Here is a 17,174-nt window from a genome sequence, read left to right as displayed (position 1 = left end):
ATCGCCACACTATGAGTGGTGGGTCGGCGGACGTCCCGCCGACACGGTTGCGCCCACCGGGCCCGAACCCCCGCAGCCGCGCGGCAGCCCGGGCCCGGTCAACATCAGGCCCGCCCGCCCTTCTTGGGGTCGAGCAGCCCCGCGCGCCGCAGGGCGTCGGCCATCGCGCTGTTCGCCGGAGCCGGAGCCGGAGCCTGGCGCCCGCCACCGCCGCCCTGGCCACCGCGCCCGCCCTGCCGCTGCTGCGGCGGGCGCCCGCCCCGCTGCGGGCGGCGTTCGCCGGAACCCCGCTCCTGGAGCGCGGCCTCGTCGTCCAGCCGCAGGGTGAGGGAGATCCGCTTGCGCGGAATGTCGACGTCGAGGACCTTCACCTTCACGATGTCACCTGGCTTGACGACGTCCCGCGGGTCCTTGACGAACGTCTTCGACATCGCGGACACGTGCACCAGACCGTCCTGGTGCACACCGACGTCGACGAACGCCCCGAACGCGGCCACGTTGGTGACCACGCCCTCCAGGACCATCCCCGCCTGAAGGTCGGAGAGCTTCTCGACGCCCTCCTTGAAGGTGGCCGTCTTGAACGCCGGCCGCGGATCGCGCCCCGGCTTCTCCAGCTCCTTGAGGATGTCGGTGACCGTCGGCAGACCGAACGTCTCGTCCACGAAGTCCTGCGGCTTCAGCGACCGCAGCACTCCCGTGTTGCCGACCAGCGCGGCCACTTCCTGGCCGGTGGTCTTCACCATCCGCCGTACGACGGGGTACGCCTCCGGGTGCACGCTGGACGCGTCCAGCGGGTCGTGGCCGCCGCGGATGCGCAGGAAGCCCGCGCACTGCTCGTACGCCTTCGGCCCCAGCCGTGCCACGTTCTTCAGCTCGGAGCGGGACGTGAACGGGCCGTTGGCGTCGCGGTGCGCCACGATGTTCTCGGCGAGCCCGGAGGAGATGCCCGACACGCGCGCGAGGAGCGGCGCGGACGCCGTGTTGACGTCGACCCCGACGCCGTTCACACAGTCCTCCACCACCGCGTCCAGCGAACGCGACAGCTTCACCTCGGACAGGTCGTGCTGGTACTGGCCGACCCCGATCGACTTCGGGTCGATCTTCACCAGCTCGGCGAGCGGGTCCTGGAGGCGACGCGCGATCGACACCGCGCCCCGCAGCGACACGTCCATGTCGGGCAGCTCCTGCGAGGCGAACGCGGAGGCCGAGTACACGGACGCGCCCGCCTCGGACACCATCACCTTGGTGAGCTTCAGCTCCGGGTGCTTGGTGATGAGTTCACCGGCGAGCTTGTCGGTCTCGCGGGACGCCGTGCCGTTGCCGATCGCGATCAGCTCGACGGCGTGCTCCTTGGCGAGCCGGGCCAGCTTCGCGATCGCCTCGTCCCACTTGTTGGCCGGGACGTGCGGGTAGATGACGTCGGTGGCGACGACCTTGCCGGTGGCGTCCACGACGGCCACCTTCACGCCCGTACGGAAACCGGGGTCGAGACCGAGCGTCGCGCGCGTGCCGGCCGGGGCGGCGAGGAGCAGGTCCCGCAGGTTCGCCGCGAACACGCCGACCGCCTCGTCCTCGGCCGCCGTACGCAGCCGCAGGCGGAGGTCGATGCCGAGGTGCACCAGGACGCGGGTCCGCCAGGCCCAGCGGACGGTGTCCGTCAGCCACTTGTCGGCGGGCCGCCCACGGTCGGCGATCCCGAACTTCCCGGCGATGATCCCCTCGTACGACGAGGGCCCCTCCGTCGGCTCCTCCGGCTCCAGGACGAGGTCGAGGACCTCCTCCTTCTCGCCGCGCAGCATCGCCAGGATGCGGTGCGACGGCAGCTCGGTGAACGGCTCGGCGAAGTCGAAGTAGTCGGCGAACTTGGCGCCCGCCTCCTCCTTGCCCTCGCGCACCTTGGCGGCCAGCCGCCCGCGCACCCACATGCGCTCACGCAGCTCGCCGATCAGGTCGGCGTCCTCCGAGAACCGCTCCGTGAGGATCGCCCGGGCACCGTCCAGGGCGGCCTGCGGATCGGCCACGCCCTTGCCGGCGTCCACGAACGCGGCGGCGGCCGCGAGGGGCTCGACGGTCGGATCGCCGAGCAGCCCCTCGGCCAGCGGCTCCAGACCGGCCTCACGGGCGATCTGCGCCTTCGTCCGCCGCTTCGGCTTGTACGGCAGATAGATGTCCTCCAGGCGCGCCTTGGTCTGCGCGCCCCGGATCTGCACCTGAAGTTCGTCGGTGAGCTTGCCCTGCTCACGCACCGACTCCAGGATCGCCGTCCGCCGCTCCTCCAGCTCCCGCAGATAGCGCAGCCGCTCCTCGATCGTGCGCAGCTGCGCATCGTCGAGCATCTCGGTCGCTTCCTTGCGGTAGCGGGCGATGAAGGGCACCGTCGAACCGCCGTCGAGCAGCTCCACGGCAGCCTTGACCTGCCGCTCCCGTACGCCGAGCTCCTCGGCGATCCTGCCTTCGATGGACCCTGCTCCCAGGGACCCGGGTGTCGTCACGATTCCCGTACCGCCTTCTCCGCTTCGGGTTGCGCGGCAATTGTGGCAGGTCGCACCGACAACGGGGGACCAGGGCGGGAACTGGCGGGGCGGCGGCTCTCAGACCCGGCGCGCGCCGCGCCTTCCGCCCCCGGAGGCGCCGCCGAGCAGGCGGGCCACGGCCCGGAACGGCAACGTCACGACCGTGGCGACGGCACCGCCGATCTGCCGCAGGACATCCGCTAGGGCACGGAACACGTGCATCCCCTTTCGTCGTGCTCTTCTTCGTCTTGCTCTTCGCTCTCTGTGGACCAGGTCTCTCTGTGGACCAGGTGATCTGCGGGTACCGCGCCCGCCGCCGGTCATGCCGTGCGATGGCAGGAAAGGTGGGGAACTCGTCATTGCGGCCATGTCCGGGCCCGCGAAGAATCGCTCGTATGGCGCAGCGAACCGTTCTGGTCGTCCTCTTCGACGGCGTGCAGAGCCTCGACGTCTCCGGCCCGGTGGAGGTCTTCGCCGGGGCCGAGACGCTCACCCCGGGGACGTACCGCATCCGTACGGCCTCCCTGGACGGCGGTCCCGTCCGCAGCTCCAGCGGGCTGACCCTCGCACCGGACGAGGCACTCGCCGACGCGTCCGCCCCGCACACCCTCCTGGTCCCCGGTGGCAGGGGCACCCGCCGGCCGGACCCGCGCCTGACCGCCTGGCTGCGTGCGCACGGGCCGCGGGCCCCGCGCCTGGTCTCCGTGTGCACCGGGTCGCTGCTGCTCGCCGAGGCGGGCCTGCTGGACGGCCGTCGCGCGACGACCCACTGGAGGTTCTGCGACCAGCTCGCCCGCGACCACCCGGCCGTCCACGTCGAACCCGACCCCATCTACGTGCGCGACGGACACATCGCCACGTCCGCCGGCGTCACCTCCGGCATCGATCTCGCCCTCGCCCTGGTGGAGGAGGACCTCGGCCGGGACGTGGCCCTCACCATCGCCCGCCACCTCGTGGTCTTCCTGCGCCGCCCCGGAAACCAGGCCCAGTTCAGCGCGCAGCTCGCCGCCCAGACGGCCTCCCGCGAGCCGCTGCGCGAGCTCCAGCGGTGGATCACCGAGCACCCCGCCGACGACCTGACCGTCGAGGCCCTCGCCGCCCGCGCCCGGCTCTCCCCGCGCCACTTCGCCCGCGCCTTCCGGTCCGAGACCGGCACGACCCCCGGCCGCTACGTCGACCGGGTGCGCCTCGAACACGCCCGCCGTCTCCTGGAGGACACGGGCGACGGAATCGAGGAGATCGCCCGCGCCAGCGGCTACGGCACGCCCGAGGCCATGCGCCGGGCCTTCCTGAAGGCCCTCGGCACCGCACCGGCCGAGTACCGCCGGCGTTTCCGTCCGGCCCCCACCCCATGAACCCCACCCCATGAAAGGGACAACCGATGCAGATCGCCATCGTCCTCTACGACGGCTTCACCGCCCTGGACGCCGTAGGCCCCTACGAGACCCTCGGCCGCCTCCCGGACGCCGAGACGGTCTTCGTCGCCGAACGCACCGGCCCCGTCCGCAACGACACCGGCAACCTCGCGCTCACCGCCGACCGGACCCTGACCGACATGCCGAGCCCCGACATCGTGGTGGTCCCGGGCGGTCCCGGCCAGGAGTCGCAGATGGTGAACGACACCCTGCTGGACTGGCTGCGCACCGCCGACGCCGGCACCACCTGGACGACGTCCGTGTGCACCGGCTCCCTGATCCTGGCCGCCGCCGGACTCCTCCGGGGACGCCGGGCGACCTCGCACTGGCTCACCCTGGACGAGCTGAAGCCCTTCGGCGTCGAGCCCACGGGAGAGCGGGTCGTCTTCGACGGCAAGTACGTCACCGCCGCCGGTGTCTCCTCCGGCATCGACATGGGCCTCACCCTGCTCGGCAGGATCGCCGGCGACGAACAGGCCCAGGCCGTCCAGCTGATGACCGAGTACGACCCGCAGCCCCCGTACGACGCCGGCTCCCCGCAGAAGGCGCCCGCGCACCTCGTGGAGATGTTCCGCGCCCGGACGGCCTCAGCCTGACGCGGTCCAGGTGAAGTGCGGCTGCCGCCGCTCCAGGAACGCGGCGACGCCCTCCGCGGTGTCGCCGCCGTCGCGCATCTGTTCGGCCCAGTACGCGTCCCGGTCGGTGCGGCCGTCGGCGAACTCCTTCGCCGCGGCCTGCGTCAGCTGCGAGCGGGACACCAGGATCCGGGTGAACTCGGCGATCCGCTTGTCGAGTTCACCCTCGGGCAGCACCTCGTCGACCAGCCCGGTGCGCAACGCCCGGTCGGCGCCGATCAGCTCGCCGGAGAACAGCAGGTACTTGGTGGTGGCCGGACCCACCAGGGACACCAACCGCCGGGTCGCGGAGGCCGGATACACGATCCCGAGCTTCGCCGGTGTCACCCCGAACAGGGCGCCCTCCTCCGCGAACCGCAGATCACAGGCCGCCGCGAGCTGCGCCCCGCCGCCCACGCAGTGCCCGCGGATCGCCGCCAGGGTCGGCTTCGGAAACGCGGCGAGCGCCTCCTCCGCCCGCACGGCCAGCCCCTGCGCCTCGGCGGGCGAGGCCCGCAGGGTGGAGATGTCGGCGCCCGCGCAGAACGTGCCGCCCTCACCCGTCAGCACCAGGGCCCGTACCCCCGGATCGGCCGCCAGGGCGTCCAGCAACTCGGGCAGCGCCCGCCACATCGCGGCCGTCATGGCGTTCCGCTTGGCCGGATGGGCGATGACGACGGTGGCCACCGAGTCGGTGACGCGGTGCAGCAGCTGGGGCTCCATGCGCGGGATGCTAGCCGCATGCCCGCTCCGTAGGATCGACGAGGGGCCCCGTGAGAGGAGGCGGCCCGATGACCAAGCCCGCGAAGGACGAGAAGGCGAAACTGCGGCGCGGCTTCGGCCGGCTGGTCGCCCTGGGTGTGCTCCTGGTCGTCGCCGGTCTCGTCGGGCTCGTCTACACCGGCGTGGCCACGCTGACGTCCATGCTCCTGTTCGGCTGGCTGCTGCTGATCGGCGGCGTGGTCGGACTGTTGCACGCCATCGAGGGGCGCGGCAGCAACTTCTTCTGGCTCGCGGTGATCGTCGCGGCCCTGAACATCGCGGCGGGTGTCGTGATCCTGAAGAGCCCCGACGCGGCCGCCGACGCCCTGGCCATGTTCGCCGCCCTGCTCTTCCTCAGCGCCGGGCTCTTCCGGCTGGTCGGCAGTCTGGTGGTGCGTGGCCCGCAGTTCGGCCTGACCCTGCTGCTGGGCGCCTTCGACCTGCTGCTGGGCATCCTGGTGCTGGGCTCCTGGCCGAGCAGCAGCCAGTACGTCATCGGTACGTTCTTCTCGTTGGCCCTGCTCTTCGACGGCCTCGGACTGATCGCCACCGGCTTCGGCGGCCGCCGGATCGTGGGTATGGTCGAGGACGCCTCAGGAGTCGGCAGGGCCGAGCCAGGGGATGCCTCGAAACCCGTACAAGCCGAATAGTTCGGAAAGTCGGCACCGGCGGGACAGGATGCAGTCCCACACCTGACTGTGTCATACGCCAACGGTCAGAAGCGTTCGATAATCGCTGACTTGTGTTCAGCTCTCCGGCAGGAGGCGGCGCGTTACCAACACTCGACGTGTGGTGACAACCGAGCACAAGGGTGGCGACCGGACGATGGACGACCACGGGCGCGGGCCCGCCCCACGCCCCGCAGGCGGCGCAGACGCAACCGTCGAGCCGAGCGCGCGCGCTCCACTGCCGTACGAGGGCGTATGGCGGTTCACCGCCCCCGCTGTCGACGCCTCGGTCCCGCAGGCCCGGCACGCCGTACGGGACCTGCTCCTGCGTCAGCGGGTGCCGGTCACGGACGACGTCGCCCAGGGACTGCTGCTGATCGTCTCCGAGCTGGTCACGAACGCCGTACGGCACGCCGCGGTGCTCTCGCCGATGCTCGCCGTGGAGGTCGCCGTCGGCGCCGAGTGGGTGCGGGTGTCCGTGGAGGACAACCACCCCTACCGGCCGACCGCCCTGGAGACCGACCACGGCCGGACCGGCGGCCGGGGTCTGCTCCTGGTGCGGGAGATCACCCGGGAGTCGGGCGGGGTGTGCGACGTCGAGCACACGACGAATGGCGGCAAGGTGATCTGGGCCGCCCTGCCGCTCAATCCCGCCCGGCTGCCCTGAGGCTCACCAGCCCTCGGACGGACCGGTCAGCTCCCTGATCGCGGGACGGGCCGCGTCCAGCACCGTCATGAACCACGCCGAGAAGGTGTCCTTGGCGTGCCGCTCCGCCAGCTCGTCCGGGGTGACGAACGCCGTGGCGTGCACCTCCTCGGGGTCCGGCCGCAGCGGGGCCTGCACGAGTCCCACGAAGAGGTGGTTGTACTCCTGCTCCACCAGGCCCGACACGGGGTCCGGGTGGTTGTAGCGCACGGTGCCCGCCTCGGCGAGCAGCGACGGGGAGACGCCGAGTTCCTCGTACGTCCGCCGGGCCGCCGCCGCGAAGGGGGCCTCGCCCGGGTAGGGGTGGCCGCAGCAGGTGTTGGACCACACACCGGGGGAGTGGTACTTGCCCAGCGCCCGCTGCTGGAGCAGCAGCCGGCCGTAGTCGTCGAACAGGAAGACCGAGAACGCCCGGTGCAGCCGGCCCGGTGGCTGGTGGGCGGCGAGCTTCTCAGCGGTGCCGATCGTCACGCCGTTCTCGTCGACCAGTTCCAGCATGATCGCTTCCGCGGTGCCGTTCGACGAGCTGTGCGTCGCGGTGGCAGGTGTGATCGGCATACCCATCCTTCGCCTCGTTCCTCGCGCCCCAGTCTGCCGTACGAATCCGGCACTCCCGGCACTTCCCGGCGCGTCTGCACCGGAAGAGGGACCCGGTGGATGATCCTGCCCGCCGCACGAAGCCAGGAACCGTCCGGTATGGGCTGTACGGGGAAGGACGGGGGCGCGCGCCGTTCTCTGCGCGCCGTGCCGGTCCTCAAGCGGTCGTGTCCGGAGCGGTCGTGTCCGGCCTCGGCGCCCGGGCGATGCGGGCGCCACCCCGGTGACTCAGTAGCACAGCCGTGCCTCGTGCTCCGCGTGGCCGCTCGGCTCCAGCTGGAACGTGCAGTGCTCCACGTCGAAGTGGTCGCCCAGGCAGCCCTGGAGTTCGTGGAGCATCTTCTCGTGTCCTATCGCGTTCAGGACGTCGGAGCGGACGACGACGTGCGCGGACAGCACCGGCATGCCCGAGGTGATCGTCCAGGCGTGCAGATCGTGGACGTCCTCCACCCCGTCGAGCGCCAGCATGTGGGCGCGCACCTCCGCCATGTCGACGCCCTTGGGCGCCGACTCCAGCAGCACGTCGAGCGTCTCGCGCAGCAGCCTCAGCGTGCGCGGCACGATCATCAGGCCGATGACCAGCGAGGCGATCGGGTCGGCCGCCTGCCAGCCGGTGGTGACGATCACCACCGCCGAGACCAGCACCGCCACCGAGCCCAGCGCGTCGGCGGCGACCTCCAAGAAGGCGCCGCGCACGTTCAGGCTCTCCTTCTGGCCGCGCAACAGCAGCGTGAGCGAGATCATGTTCGCGACCAGACCGATCAGAGCGAACACCGCGGTCAGCCCGCCCTCGGTGCCGGCCGGTGTGATGAACCGCTGGATCGCCTCGTACAGCACATAGCCGCCGACCCCGAGCAGCAGCAGACAGTTGGCGAGCGCGGCGAGGATCTCGGCGCGCGCGTACCCGAAGGTGCGGTTCGCGCTGGCCGGGAGGTTGGCGAAGTGGATCGCGAGCAGCGCCATGCCGAGGCCGAGCGCGTCGGTCGCCATGTGCGCGGCGTCCGCGATCAGCGCGAGGGAGTCCGCGAGCACACCGCCGACGATCTCGACCACCATGACGGTGAGCGTGATGGACAGCGCGATCCGCAACCTGCCGCGGTACGCCGCGGCCGCCGTACCGGTGACCGGCGCGCCGTGCGCATGCCCGTGATCGTGCCCAGCCCCCATGAAAGCCGCCTCCTGCTGATCGGTCCGGACCTCAGTGAACTACGGGCGGGGGGTACCCGGCAACGCGGCACTGAACACCGTTGTCATGTGCCCTGACCTGCGGAAATGAAGCGCAGGTCAGGGCATTGGCGCGATCAGCGGCCGTGGTGGAGCAGCCACCCCCGCCACGCCGACTCGACCATCTCGCGCACTCCGCGCCGGGCCGTCCAGCCCAGCTCCTCGGCGGCCCGGGCGGCCGAGGCGACGGCGCGCGGCGCGTCCCCGGGACGGCGCGCCTCGACGACGCCGGGGCGGGTGTCGCCGGTCACCTCACCGATCAGCGTGATCAGCTCGCGCACCGAGACGCCCTCTCCGCGGCCGATGTTCACGGTCAGATCGCCCGAGGCGTCCGGGGCGGACAGCCGCCGTGCCGCCGCGAGGTGCGCCTCGGCGAGGTCGGCGACATGGATGTAGTCACGGATGCAGGTGCCGTCCGGCGTCGGGTAGTCGTCGCCGAAGATCCGGGGGGCCTCGTCGCGGGACAGCCGGTCGAAGACCATGGGGACCACGTTGAACACGCCCGTGTCGGCCAGCTCCGGCGCGGCCGCGCCCGCCACGTTGAAGTAGCGCAGGCACACCGTCGCGATGCCGTGCGCCCGGCCCGCCGCGCGCACCAGCCACTCACCGGCGAGTTTGGTCTCGCCGTACGGGCTCATCGGGGCGCACGGCGTGTCCTCCGTGATGAGGTCCACGTCGGGGTTGCCGTAGACGGCCGCGGAGGAGGAGAACAGGAAGCGCCTGATCCCGTCGCCGGCGACCGCGTCCATCAGCGCCGCGAGACCGCCGACGTTCTCCTCGTAGTACCGGGTCGGCTGCTCCACCGACTCGCCGACCTGCTTGCGCGCCGCGAGATGCACCACACCCGTCACCGCGTGCTCGGCGAACACCCGCTTCAGCAGCTCGCCGTCCCCGGCCGAGCCCCGCACCAGAGGTACGTCCGCCGGGAGCCGCGCGGGCACCCCGGCCGAGAGGTCGTCCAGCGCCACGACGCGCTCCCCGGCCTTGGCCATGACCCGCGCCACATGCGCCCCGATGTATCCGGCACCGCCGGTGATCAGCCATGTCATGGTGGCCCACCCTAATCCCGGCCGGCATCCGGGTCGCCCCGGGCTTGAGTCCCGTATGCCGTGCTTGCCCGCATCCGGACGTGCGATTTTGTACGCCGGCCCCGGGATGCCCAATGATGATCACCGCGGATGTTCAGCAGACCGTGTGGAACCGGACTGTGAACGGCCGGTGAACACGAACTTCCCAGCATCCGATAGCCTCTGCCGACATGCCGCCGCCGGGTGCAGCTCCGCCTGCCCCACGGGGCGCCCCACCATGCACGCGACCGGCGCGGAAACGTCGGCCCCCAGGGAGTGAGTTTCGGTTGTCGACCGCCATCCTCACCGGTCAGCCGGTGCCCGGATCGTCGATCGAGGGCGATCTGCGGTCGCTCGGCTTCGAAGTGCGCATCGCCGCCGACCCCGCCGACACCGAGTCCCTCCTCGCCCAGGTGCCGGGTGACCAGCGCGTCGCCGTCGTCGACGCCCGTTTCGTCGGTCACCTGCACGCCCTGCGCCTCGGCCTCACCGACCCGCGCTTCCCGCTCGGTGCGATACCCGGCGCCGTGACGGCCCAGCCCGCCGGCCGCCAGGCCCTGATGCGCGCGCTGGCCCACGAGACCTCCACGCAGGGCACGCTGCTGGTGGACAGCCTCGCCGACCGGATCACCGGCGCACTGGACGTCGAGGTGCACCGGCCCGAGCTCGGCAGCCTGGTCGCCGCCGTCCCCGCCGACCCGCAGGCCCGCAACGAGGCGCGCCAGGCCGTCGCCGCCGTCGACGACGAGGCCGTACGCCTGAAGTCGGCCGTCAAGGCCCGCGACGGCTTCTTCACCACCTTCTTCATCAGCCCGTACTCCCGCTACCTCGCCCGCTGGTGCGCCCGGCGCGGGCTGACGCCCAATCAGGTCACCACCGCCTCCCTGCTCACCGCCCTGATCGCGGCGGGCTGCGCGGCCACCGGCACGCGCGGCGGGTTCGTCGCGGCCGGCGTGTTGCTGATCGCGTCCTTCGTGCTGGACTGCACCGACGGCCAACTGGCCCGCTACTCCCTGCAGTACTCCACCCTCGGCGCCTGGCTGGACGCCACCTTCGACCGAGCCAAGGAGTACGCCTACTACGCGGGCCTCGCCCTCGGCGCGGCCCGCGGCGGCGACGACGTGTGGGCGCTCGCCCTGGGCGCGATGGTCCTGCAGACCTGCCGGCACATCGTCGACTTCTCCTTCAACGAGGCGAACCACGACGCCACCGCCAACACCAGCCCCACGGCCGCTCTTTCGGACAAACTGGACAGTGTCGGCTGGACGGTCTGGCTGCGCCGGATGATCGTCCTGCCGATCGGCGAGCGCTGGGCGCTGATCGCCGTGCTCACGGCCGTCGCGACCCCCCGCATCACCTTCTACGCGCTGCTCATCGGCTGCGCGTTCGCCGCGACCTACACCACGGCGGGGCGCGTCCTGCGGTCGCTGACCCGCAAGGCGGTGGGGGTCCCCCCAGGCGTTGAGCACTGGGGGAGCACCGACCGCGCGGCGCGCGCGCTGGCCGATCTGGCGGACAGCGGGCCGCTGGTGGAACTGCTCGGGCGCAAGGTGCCCGTCCCGGCGCCGCTCTGCGCGGCCACCGGCGCTCTCCTCGTAGTGATCTCCGCCGCACTCTGGGGCGCGACCTGGCCGACCGTGCTCGCCGCGCTCGCCTACGTCGCACTGTCCGCGGCCGCCGTCTCACGCCCCCTCAAAGGCGCGCTGGACTGGCTGGTTCCGCCCTTCTTCCGGGCCGCCGAGTACGGGACCGTGCTGATCCTGGCAGCTGAAGCGAAGGTGAACGGAGTACTTCCCGCTGCTTTCGGGCTGGTTGCGGCTGTCGCCTACCATCACTACGACACGGTCTACCGCATCCGCGGCAACGCGGGTGCGCCCTCGCACTGGCTGGTGCGGGCGATCGGGGGGCACGAGGGCCGGACGCTGGTGGTCGTGGTGCTTGCCGTGGTGCTGACCGCAGCGCAGTTCGAGGTCGCGCTCACGGTCCTCGCCGTGGCCGTGGCCCTGGTGGTGCTCGTCGAGAGCATCCGCTTCTGGGCGTCCGCAGGGGCACCCGCCGTACACGATGAAGGAGAACCCGCATGATCGGCCTCGTGCTGGCGGCCGGCGCCGGCCGGCGTCTGCGCCCCTACACCGACACCCTGCCCAAGGCACTGGTGCCGGTGGGGCCCGCGGGCACCGAGGACGGGACCGACGGGATCACAGTTCTCGACCTGACCCTCGCCAACTTCGCCGAGATCGGCCTGACCGAGGCCGCGATCATCGTCGGCTACCGCAAGGAAGCCGTGTACGCGCGCAAGGACGCGCTGGAGAAGAAGTACGGCCTGAAGCTCACCCTGGTCGACAACGACAAGGCCGAGGAGTGGAACAACGCCTACTCCCTGTGGTGCGGCCGTGACCTGCTCAAGGACGGCGTGATCCTCGCCAACGGCGACACCGTCCACCCGGTCTCCGTGGAGCAGACGCTGCTCGCCGCGCGCGGCGACGGCAAGAAGATCATCCTCGCCCTCGACACCGTGAAGTCGCTGGCCGACGAGGAGATGAAGGTCGTCGTCGACCCCGAGCAGGGCGTCCGGAAGATCACCAAGCTGATGGACCCCACCGAGGCCACCGGCGAGTACATCGGCGTCACCCTCATCGAGGGCGACGCCGCCCCCGAACTGGCGGACGCGCTGCGGACCGTCTGGGAGAGCGACCCCCAGCAGTTCTACGAGCACGGCTACCAGGAGCTCGTCAACCGCGGCTTCAAGATCGACGTGGCCCCGATCGGTGACGTGGCGTGGGTCGAGATCGACAATCACGACGATCTGGCCCGCGGACGGGAGATCGCGTGCCAGTACTGACCCGGCTCATACCTTCGCCGGTCGTCGTGGACATCCGCCCGGGTGCCCTCGACGACCTGGCCGGCGTACTCGCCGACGAACGCATCTCGCACTCGGGCAAGCTCGCCGTCGCCGTCAGCGGCGGCTCCGGCGCCCGGCTGCGCGACCGGGTCGCCCCGCAACTGCCCGGCGCCACCTGGTACGAGGTCGGTGGCGGCACCCTGGACGACGCCGTCCGGCTGGCCGCCGACATCAAGGCCGGCCACTTCGACGCGCTCGTCGGCCTCGGCGGCGGCAAGATCATCGACTGCGCCAAGTTCGCCGCGGCCCGCGTCGGCCTCCCGCTGGTCGCCGTCCCCACGAACCTCGCGCACGACGGCCTGTGCTCCCCGGTCGCCACCCTCGACAACGACGCCGGCCGCGGCTCGTACGGCGTGCCCAACCCGATCGCCGTCGTCATCGATCTGGACGTCATCCGCGAGGCCCCGGTCCGCTTCGTCCGGGCCGGTATCGGCGACGCCGTCTCGAACATCTCCGCGATCCGTGACTGGGAGCTCGCCCACCGCGTCAAGGGCGAGAAGATCGACGGCCTCGCCGCGGCCATGGCCCGCCAGGCCGGTGAGGCGGTGCTGCGGCACCCGGGCGGCGTCGGCGACAACGACTTCCTGCAGGTACTGGCCGAGGCGCTGGTCCTCAGCGGGATCGCCATGTCGGTGTCGGGCGACTCCCGCCCGTCCTCCGGCGCCTGCCACGAGATCAACCACGCCTTCGACCTGCTCTTCCCCAAGCGGGCGGGCGCCCACGGCGAGCAGTGCGGGCTGGGCGCGGCCTTCGCGATGTATCTGCGCGGCGCGCACGAGGAGTCGGTGTACATGGCCGAGGTGCTGCGTCGGCACGGCCTGCCGGTGCTGCCGGAGGAGATCGGCTTCACCCCGGACGAGTTCGTGCGGGTCGTGGAGTACGCCCCGGAGACCCGGCCCGGCCGCTACACGATCCTCGAACACCTCGACCTGCAAACCCACCAGATCAAGGACATCTACGCCGACTATGTCAAGGCCATCGGTAGCTGAACTCCGCCCTGTCGTCCACCCCGCCGGGGTGAAGGACCGGCGCAGCGGTGAGCACTGGGCGGGACGCCTCTACATGCGTGAGGTGTCGCTGCGGGTCGACCGCTACCTGGTGAACACCAGGGTCACGCCCAACCAGCTCACGTACCTGATGACCGTCTTCGGCGTGCTCGCGGCCCCGGCCCTGCTGGTGCCGGGCATCCCGGGCGCGGTGCTCGGCGTCGCGATGGTCCAGCTGTATCTGCTGCTGGACTGCGTCGACGGCGAGATCGCCCGCTGGAAGCAGCAGTTCTCGCTGGGCGGCGTCTACCTGGACCGGGTCGGCGCCTACCTGACCGACGCCGCCGTGCTCGTCGGCCTCGGTCTGCGCGCCGCCGACCTGTGGGGCTCCGGGCGGATCGACTGGCTGTGGGCGTTCCTCGGCACCCTGGCCGCCCTCGGCGCGATCCTGATCAAGGCCGAGACCGACCTCGTCGGTGTCGCCCGGCACCAGGGCGGGCTGCCGCCGGTGAAGGAGTCCGCGTCCGAGCCGCGCTCCTCCGGAATGGCGCTGGCCCGCCGGGCCGCCGCCGCGCTGAAGTTCCACCGGCTGATCCTCGGCATCGAGGCGTCCCTGCTGATCCTGGTCCTCGCCATCCTGGACGCGACCCGCGACGACCTGTTCTTCACCCGGCTCGGTGTCGCCGTACTCGCCGGGATCGCGCTGCTGCAGACGCTGCTGCACCTGGTGTCGATCCTCGTTTCGAGCAGGCTCCGGTGAGCCCCGGCATGCGGGTCGGGGCGGTCATCATCACGATGGGCAACCGCCCCGAGGAGCTCCGCGCGCTGCTGGAGTCGGTCGCCAAGCAGGACGGCGACCCGATAGACGTGGTCGTCGTCGGCAACGGCTCGCCCGTGCCCGAGGTCCCCGCCGGCGTGCGCACCGTCGAGCTGCCCGAGAACCTCGGCATCCCGGGCGGCCGCAACGTCGGCATCGAGGCGTTCGGCCCCAGCGGCCGTGACGTCGACATACTGCTGTTCCTCGACGACGACGGCCTGCTCGCCCGCAGCGACACCGCCCAGCTGTGCCGTCAGGCCTTCGAGGCCGACCCCGAGCTCGGCATCATCAGCTTCCGCATAGCCGACCCGGACACCGGCGTCACCCAGCGCCGCCACGTGCCCCGGCTGCGCGCCTCCGACCCGATGCGCTCCTCGCGGGTCACCACGTTCCTGGGCGGCGCCAACGCGGTCCGTACCCGGGTGTTCGCCGAGGTCGGCGGCCTGCCGGACGCGTTCTTCTACGCCCACGAGGAGACCGACCTGGCCTGGCGGGCCCTGGACGCGGGCTGGCTGATCGACTACCGGTCCGACATGGTGCTGTACCACCCGACGACCGCGCCCTCCCGGCACGCGGTCTACCACCGCATGGTCGCCCGCAACCGCGTCTGGCTCGCCCGCCGCAACCTGCCCGCCCCCCTCGTCCCCGTCTACCTGGGTATCTGGCTCACCCTCACGCTGCTGCGCCGCCCCTCGCGACCCGCCCTGCGGGCGTGGTTCGGCGGCTTCCGGGAAGGCTGGACGTCGCCCTGCGGTCCCCGCCGGCCCATGAAGTGGCGTACGGTGTGGCGGCTGACTCGACTGGGCCGACCTCCTGTCATCTGACAAGCTCGTCCCTGAGAGCATTCGGGGCGTACCGCTCGGCCCCCGGCTCCTGCCGACCCGCACAGGCCGCGCATAAGACGAAAGTTTCGACTAGTGAGTGAGACCACACACGACGGCACAGTCGCGGTGACCGCGCCTCCGTCACCCGACGAGGGACTGTCCGCGGCGGATCTCGCCGCCAAGTACGGGCTGTCCGTGAGCGGCGCCCGCCCCTCCCTCGTCGAGTACGTCCGCCAGCTCTGGGACCGGCGCCACTTCATCCTCGCCTTCTCGCGGGCGAAGCTGACCGCCCAGTACAGCCAGGCCAAGCTCGGCCAGCTCTGGCAGGTCGTCACCCCGCTGCTGAACGCGGCCGTGTACTTCTTCGTCTTCGGCGTGATCCTGGAGGCCGACCGGGGCATGTCGCGCGAGGTGTACATCCCGTTCCTGGTCACCGGCGTGTTCGTGTTCACCTTCACGCAGAGCTCGGTGATGGCGGGCGTCCGCGCGATCTCCGGCAACCTCGGCCTGGTGCGCGCCCTGCACTTCCCGCGCGCCTCACTGCCGGTCTCCTTCGCGCTCCAGCAGCTCCAGCAGCTGATCTTCTCGATGATCGTGCTGTTCGCCGTGACCTGCGCCTTCGGCAGCTACCCGGACCTGTCCTGGGCGCTGATCGTGCCGGTGCTGGCCCTGCAGTTCTGTTTCAACACCGGCCTCGCACTGATCATGGCCCGGGCCGGTGCCAAGACCCCGGACCTGGCGCAGCTGATGCCGTTCGTGATGCGTACGTGGATGTACGCGTCCGGTGTGATGTACTCCATCCCGATCATGCTGGCCGAGAAGCCGGCCTGGATCGCCAACGTGCTCCAGTGGAACCCGGCGGCCATCTACATGGACCTGATGCGCTTCGCGATGATCGACGGCTACGGCTCGGAGAACCTCCCCGACCACGTCTGGGCGGTCGCCGGCGGCTGGGCCGTGCTGTTCGCCCTGGGCGGGTTCGTGTACTTCTGGAAGGCGGAGGAGAGGTACGGCCGTGGCTGACCATACGACCGAGGCACGCATCCCCACCGTCATCGCGGACGACCTGCACATCGTCTACCGCGTCAACGGCGCCAAGACCGGCAGGGGCAGCGCCACCGCGGCCCTCAGCCGCATGCTCAGACGAGGCTCCGACGGCGACGCGCGCGGGGTGCGCAAGGTGCACGCCGTGCGTGGGGTGTCCTTCGTCGCCTACCGGGGCGAGGCGATCGGCCTGATCGGCTCCAACGGCTCCGGCAAGTCGACCCTGCTGCGCGCCATCGCCGGGCTGCTGCCCGCCGAGAGCGGCAAGGTCTACACCGACGGCCAGCCCTCGCTGCTCGGTGTGAACGCGGCCCTGATGAACGACCTGACCGGTGAGCGCAACGTCATATTGGGCGGGCTCGCCATGGGCATGACCCGCGAGCAGATCAAGGAGCGCTACCAGGAGATCGTCGACTTCTCCGGCATCAACGAGAAGGGCGACTTCATCACCCTGCCGATGCGCACCTACTCCTCCGGCATGGCCGCCCGCCTGCGGTTCTCCATCGCCGCCGCCAAGGACCACGACGTCCTCATGATCGACGAGGCGCTCGCCACCGGCGACCGCAAGTTCCAGAAGCGCTCCGAGGAACGCATCCGCGAGCTGCGCAAGCAGGCGGGCACCGTGTTCCTGGTCAGTCACAACAACAAGTCGATCCGGGACACCTGCAACCGCGTGCTGTGGCTGGAGCGCGGCGAGCTGCGCATGGACGGACCCACCGACGAGGTGCTCAAGGAGTACGAGAAGTTCACGGGCAAGTAGACAGCCGTTCAGGGCCCTGCCGGAACTGCTCCGGTGGGGCCCTGCGTCGTCGGCAAAGGGCACCTGTGCCGCCCGCAAAGGAAGCGTCAACTCCGGTCGCCCGTAGGAATCTTGAAGCCAATCGGTGTGTTCTTGTGATGCGCAGGACACCCCCTCGGTCCGCGCCGCGTTGTACAACGTAAGCTGTACGGGTGCCGAAACACGGCAAGTAGGGCGATAATGCGCGACACCCTCCACCGGGACAGCGGCCGGAACACCGGGCGGCGTGTCCGAAA

The 17,174-nt window shown here is 71.2% G+C and carries 17 protein-coding genes; 11 read left to right on the top strand and 6 right to left on the bottom strand.

Annotated features, from left to right (window positions below):
* Nucleotides 1–104: 104 nt before the first annotated feature.
* Entirely contained in the window at nt 105–2,492 is a 2,388-nt protein-coding gene (locus HJD23_RS04520) for a Tex family protein (RefSeq protein WP_171113818.1), read from the bottom strand.
* Between the two features lie 99 nt (nt 2,493–2,591).
* Nucleotides 2,592–2,729, bottom strand: coding sequence for an LPFR motif small protein (locus HJD23_RS04515; protein ID WP_171113817.1), 138 nt, complete (start codon nt 2,727–2,729; stop codon nt 2,592–2,594).
* 179 nt (nt 2,730–2,908) lie between these two features.
* On the opposite strand from HJD23_RS04515, the gene HJD23_RS04510 reads away from it, so the two are divergent.
* Both HJD23_RS04510 and HJD23_RS04505 read left to right on the top strand, forming a co-directional pair.
* Nucleotides 2,909–3,868 carry a GlxA family transcriptional regulator gene (locus HJD23_RS04510; RefSeq protein ID WP_171113816.1) on the top strand — a complete coding sequence of 320 codons (960 nt, stop codon included), beginning with the start codon at nt 2,909–2,911 and terminating at the stop codon, nt 3,866–3,868.
* A gap of 26 nt (nt 3,869–3,894) precedes the next feature.
* Nucleotides 3,895–4,524, top strand: coding sequence for a DJ-1/PfpI family protein (locus tag HJD23_RS04505; RefSeq protein ID WP_171113815.1), 630 nt, complete (start codon nt 3,895–3,897; stop codon nt 4,522–4,524).
* Here the strand turns inward: HJD23_RS04505 and HJD23_RS04500 are convergent.
* The gene (locus HJD23_RS04500) at nt 4,516–5,265 is read right to left on the bottom strand and encodes an enoyl-CoA hydratase/isomerase family protein (RefSeq protein WP_171113814.1); all 750 of its coding nucleotides are present in this window, start codon (nt 5,263–5,265) and stop codon (nt 4,516–4,518) included. The genes HJD23_RS04505 and HJD23_RS04500 overlap by 9 nt on opposite strands.
* Before the next feature lie 68 nt (nt 5,266–5,333).
* On the opposite strand from HJD23_RS04500, the gene HJD23_RS04495 reads away from it, so the two are divergent.
* Together HJD23_RS04495 and HJD23_RS04490 are read left to right on the top strand one after the other, a co-directional pair.
* Complete coding sequence (locus HJD23_RS04495; RefSeq protein WP_171113813.1) at nt 5,334–5,954, top strand: DUF308 domain-containing protein; 621 nt, start codon at nt 5,334–5,336, stop codon at nt 5,952–5,954.
* 175 nt (nt 5,955–6,129) lie between these two features.
* Nucleotides 6,130–6,639 carry an ATP-binding protein gene (locus tag HJD23_RS04490; protein WP_171118713.1) on the top strand — a complete coding sequence of 170 codons (510 nt, stop codon included), beginning with the start codon at nt 6,130–6,132 and terminating at the stop codon, nt 6,637–6,639.
* A 3-nt stretch (nt 6,640–6,642) separates the two neighbouring features.
* Here HJD23_RS04490 and idi read toward each other — a convergent pair whose 3' ends face one another.
* The 3 genes from idi to galE all read right to left on the bottom strand — a co-directional run bounded on the left by idi (nt 6,643) and on the right by galE (nt 9,548).
* Entirely contained in the window at nt 6,643–7,236 is a 594-nt protein-coding gene (idi, locus tag HJD23_RS04485; protein WP_171113812.1) for an isopentenyl-diphosphate Delta-isomerase, read from the bottom strand.
* A 267-nt stretch (nt 7,237–7,503) separates the two neighbouring features.
* Complete coding sequence (locus HJD23_RS04480; RefSeq protein WP_171113811.1) at nt 7,504–8,442, bottom strand: cation diffusion facilitator family transporter; 939 nt, start codon at nt 8,440–8,442, stop codon at nt 7,504–7,506.
* A gap of 134 nt (nt 8,443–8,576) precedes the next feature.
* Nucleotides 8,577–9,548 carry a UDP-glucose 4-epimerase GalE gene (gene galE / locus HJD23_RS04475; protein ID WP_171113810.1) on the bottom strand — a complete coding sequence of 324 codons (972 nt, stop codon included), beginning with the start codon at nt 9,546–9,548 and terminating at the stop codon, nt 8,577–8,579.
* Between the two features lie 305 nt (nt 9,549–9,853).
* Here galE and HJD23_RS04470 point away from each other — a divergent pair, with 305 nt between their 5' ends.
* The 7 genes from HJD23_RS04470 (at nt 9,854) to HJD23_RS04440 (ending at nt 16,899) form a co-directional block, all read left to right on the top strand.
* On the top strand, nt 9,854–11,650 hold the full coding sequence (locus HJD23_RS04470; protein ID WP_171113809.1) for a DUF5941 domain-containing protein: 1,797 nt from the start codon (nt 9,854–9,856) through the stop codon (nt 11,648–11,650).
* A complete protein-coding gene (locus HJD23_RS04465; protein WP_171113808.1) occupies nt 11,647–12,408 on the top strand; it encodes a phosphocholine cytidylyltransferase family protein in 762 nt (253 codons plus the stop codon). Before HJD23_RS04470 ends, HJD23_RS04465 begins: the two co-directional genes overlap by 4 nt.
* On the top strand, nt 12,396–13,457 hold the full coding sequence (locus tag HJD23_RS04460) for an iron-containing alcohol dehydrogenase family protein (RefSeq protein ID WP_171113807.1): 1,062 nt from the start codon (nt 12,396–12,398) through the stop codon (nt 13,455–13,457). Before HJD23_RS04465 ends, HJD23_RS04460 begins: the two co-directional genes overlap by 13 nt.
* Nucleotides 13,435–14,214, top strand: a complete 780-nt coding sequence (locus HJD23_RS04455; RefSeq protein ID WP_171113806.1) for a CDP-alcohol phosphatidyltransferase family protein — start codon at nt 13,435–13,437, stop codon at nt 14,212–14,214. The genes HJD23_RS04460 and HJD23_RS04455 overlap by 23 nt, the downstream gene beginning before the upstream one ends.
* Nucleotides 14,215–14,222: 8 nt before the next feature.
* Nucleotides 14,223–15,095, top strand: a complete 873-nt coding sequence (locus HJD23_RS04450) for a glycosyltransferase (protein ID WP_171118711.1) — start codon at nt 14,223–14,225, stop codon at nt 15,093–15,095.
* Nucleotides 15,096–15,188: 93 nt separating this feature from the next.
* Complete coding sequence (locus HJD23_RS04445; RefSeq protein ID WP_171113805.1) at nt 15,189–16,118, top strand: ABC transporter permease; 930 nt, start codon at nt 15,189–15,191, stop codon at nt 16,116–16,118.
* Nucleotides 16,111–16,899, top strand: coding sequence for an ABC transporter ATP-binding protein (locus HJD23_RS04440; protein ID WP_171113804.1), 789 nt, complete (start codon nt 16,111–16,113; stop codon nt 16,897–16,899). The genes HJD23_RS04445 and HJD23_RS04440 overlap by 8 nt, the downstream gene beginning before the upstream one ends.
* Nucleotides 16,900–17,174: the final 275 nt, after the last annotated feature.

The organism is Streptomyces sp. Z423-1 (assembly GCF_013009255.1).
Lineage (GTDB): Bacteria > Actinomycetota > Actinomycetes > Streptomycetales > Streptomycetaceae > Streptomyces > Streptomyces gossypiisoli.
The sequence above is the reverse complement of the archived record's forward strand: the minus strand, read 5'-3'. Positions and strand labels throughout refer to the sequence as shown.

Bases quoted from the DNA above. Each gene is read 5' to 3' on its own strand.
- HJD23_RS04495 (WP_171113813.1), top strand. From the start codon at position 5,334: ATGACCAAGCCCGCGAAGGACGAGAAGGCGAAACTGCGGCGCGGCTTC.
- HJD23_RS04465 (WP_171113808.1), top strand. From the start codon at position 11,647: ATGATCGGCCTCGTGCTGGCGGCCGGCGCCGGCCGGCGTCTGCGCCCC.
- HJD23_RS04455 (WP_171113806.1), top strand. From the start codon at position 13,435: ATGTCAAGGCCATCGGTAGCTGAACTCCGCCCTGTCGTCCACCCCGCC.
- idi (WP_171113812.1), bottom strand. From the start codon at position 7,236: ATGCCGATCACACCTGCCACCGCGACGCACAGCTCGTCGAACGGCACC.
- HJD23_RS04500 (WP_171113814.1), bottom strand. From the start codon at position 5,265: ATGGAGCCCCAGCTGCTGCACCGCGTCACCGACTCGGTGGCCACCGTC.
- galE (WP_171113810.1), bottom strand. From the start codon at position 9,548: ATGACATGGCTGATCACCGGCGGTGCCGGATACATCGGGGCGCATGTG.
- HJD23_RS04505 (WP_171113815.1), top strand. From the start codon at position 3,895: ATGCAGATCGCCATCGTCCTCTACGACGGCTTCACCGCCCTGGACGCC.
- HJD23_RS04480 (WP_171113811.1), bottom strand. From the start codon at position 8,442: ATGGGGGCTGGGCACGATCACGGGCATGCGCACGGCGCGCCGGTCACC.
- HJD23_RS04510 (WP_171113816.1), top strand. From the start codon at position 2,909: ATGGCGCAGCGAACCGTTCTGGTCGTCCTCTTCGACGGCGTGCAGAGC.
- HJD23_RS04450 (WP_171118711.1), top strand. From the start codon at position 14,223: ATGCGGGTCGGGGCGGTCATCATCACGATGGGCAACCGCCCCGAGGAG.
- HJD23_RS04490 (WP_171118713.1), top strand. From the start codon at position 6,130: ATGGACGACCACGGGCGCGGGCCCGCCCCACGCCCCGCAGGCGGCGCA.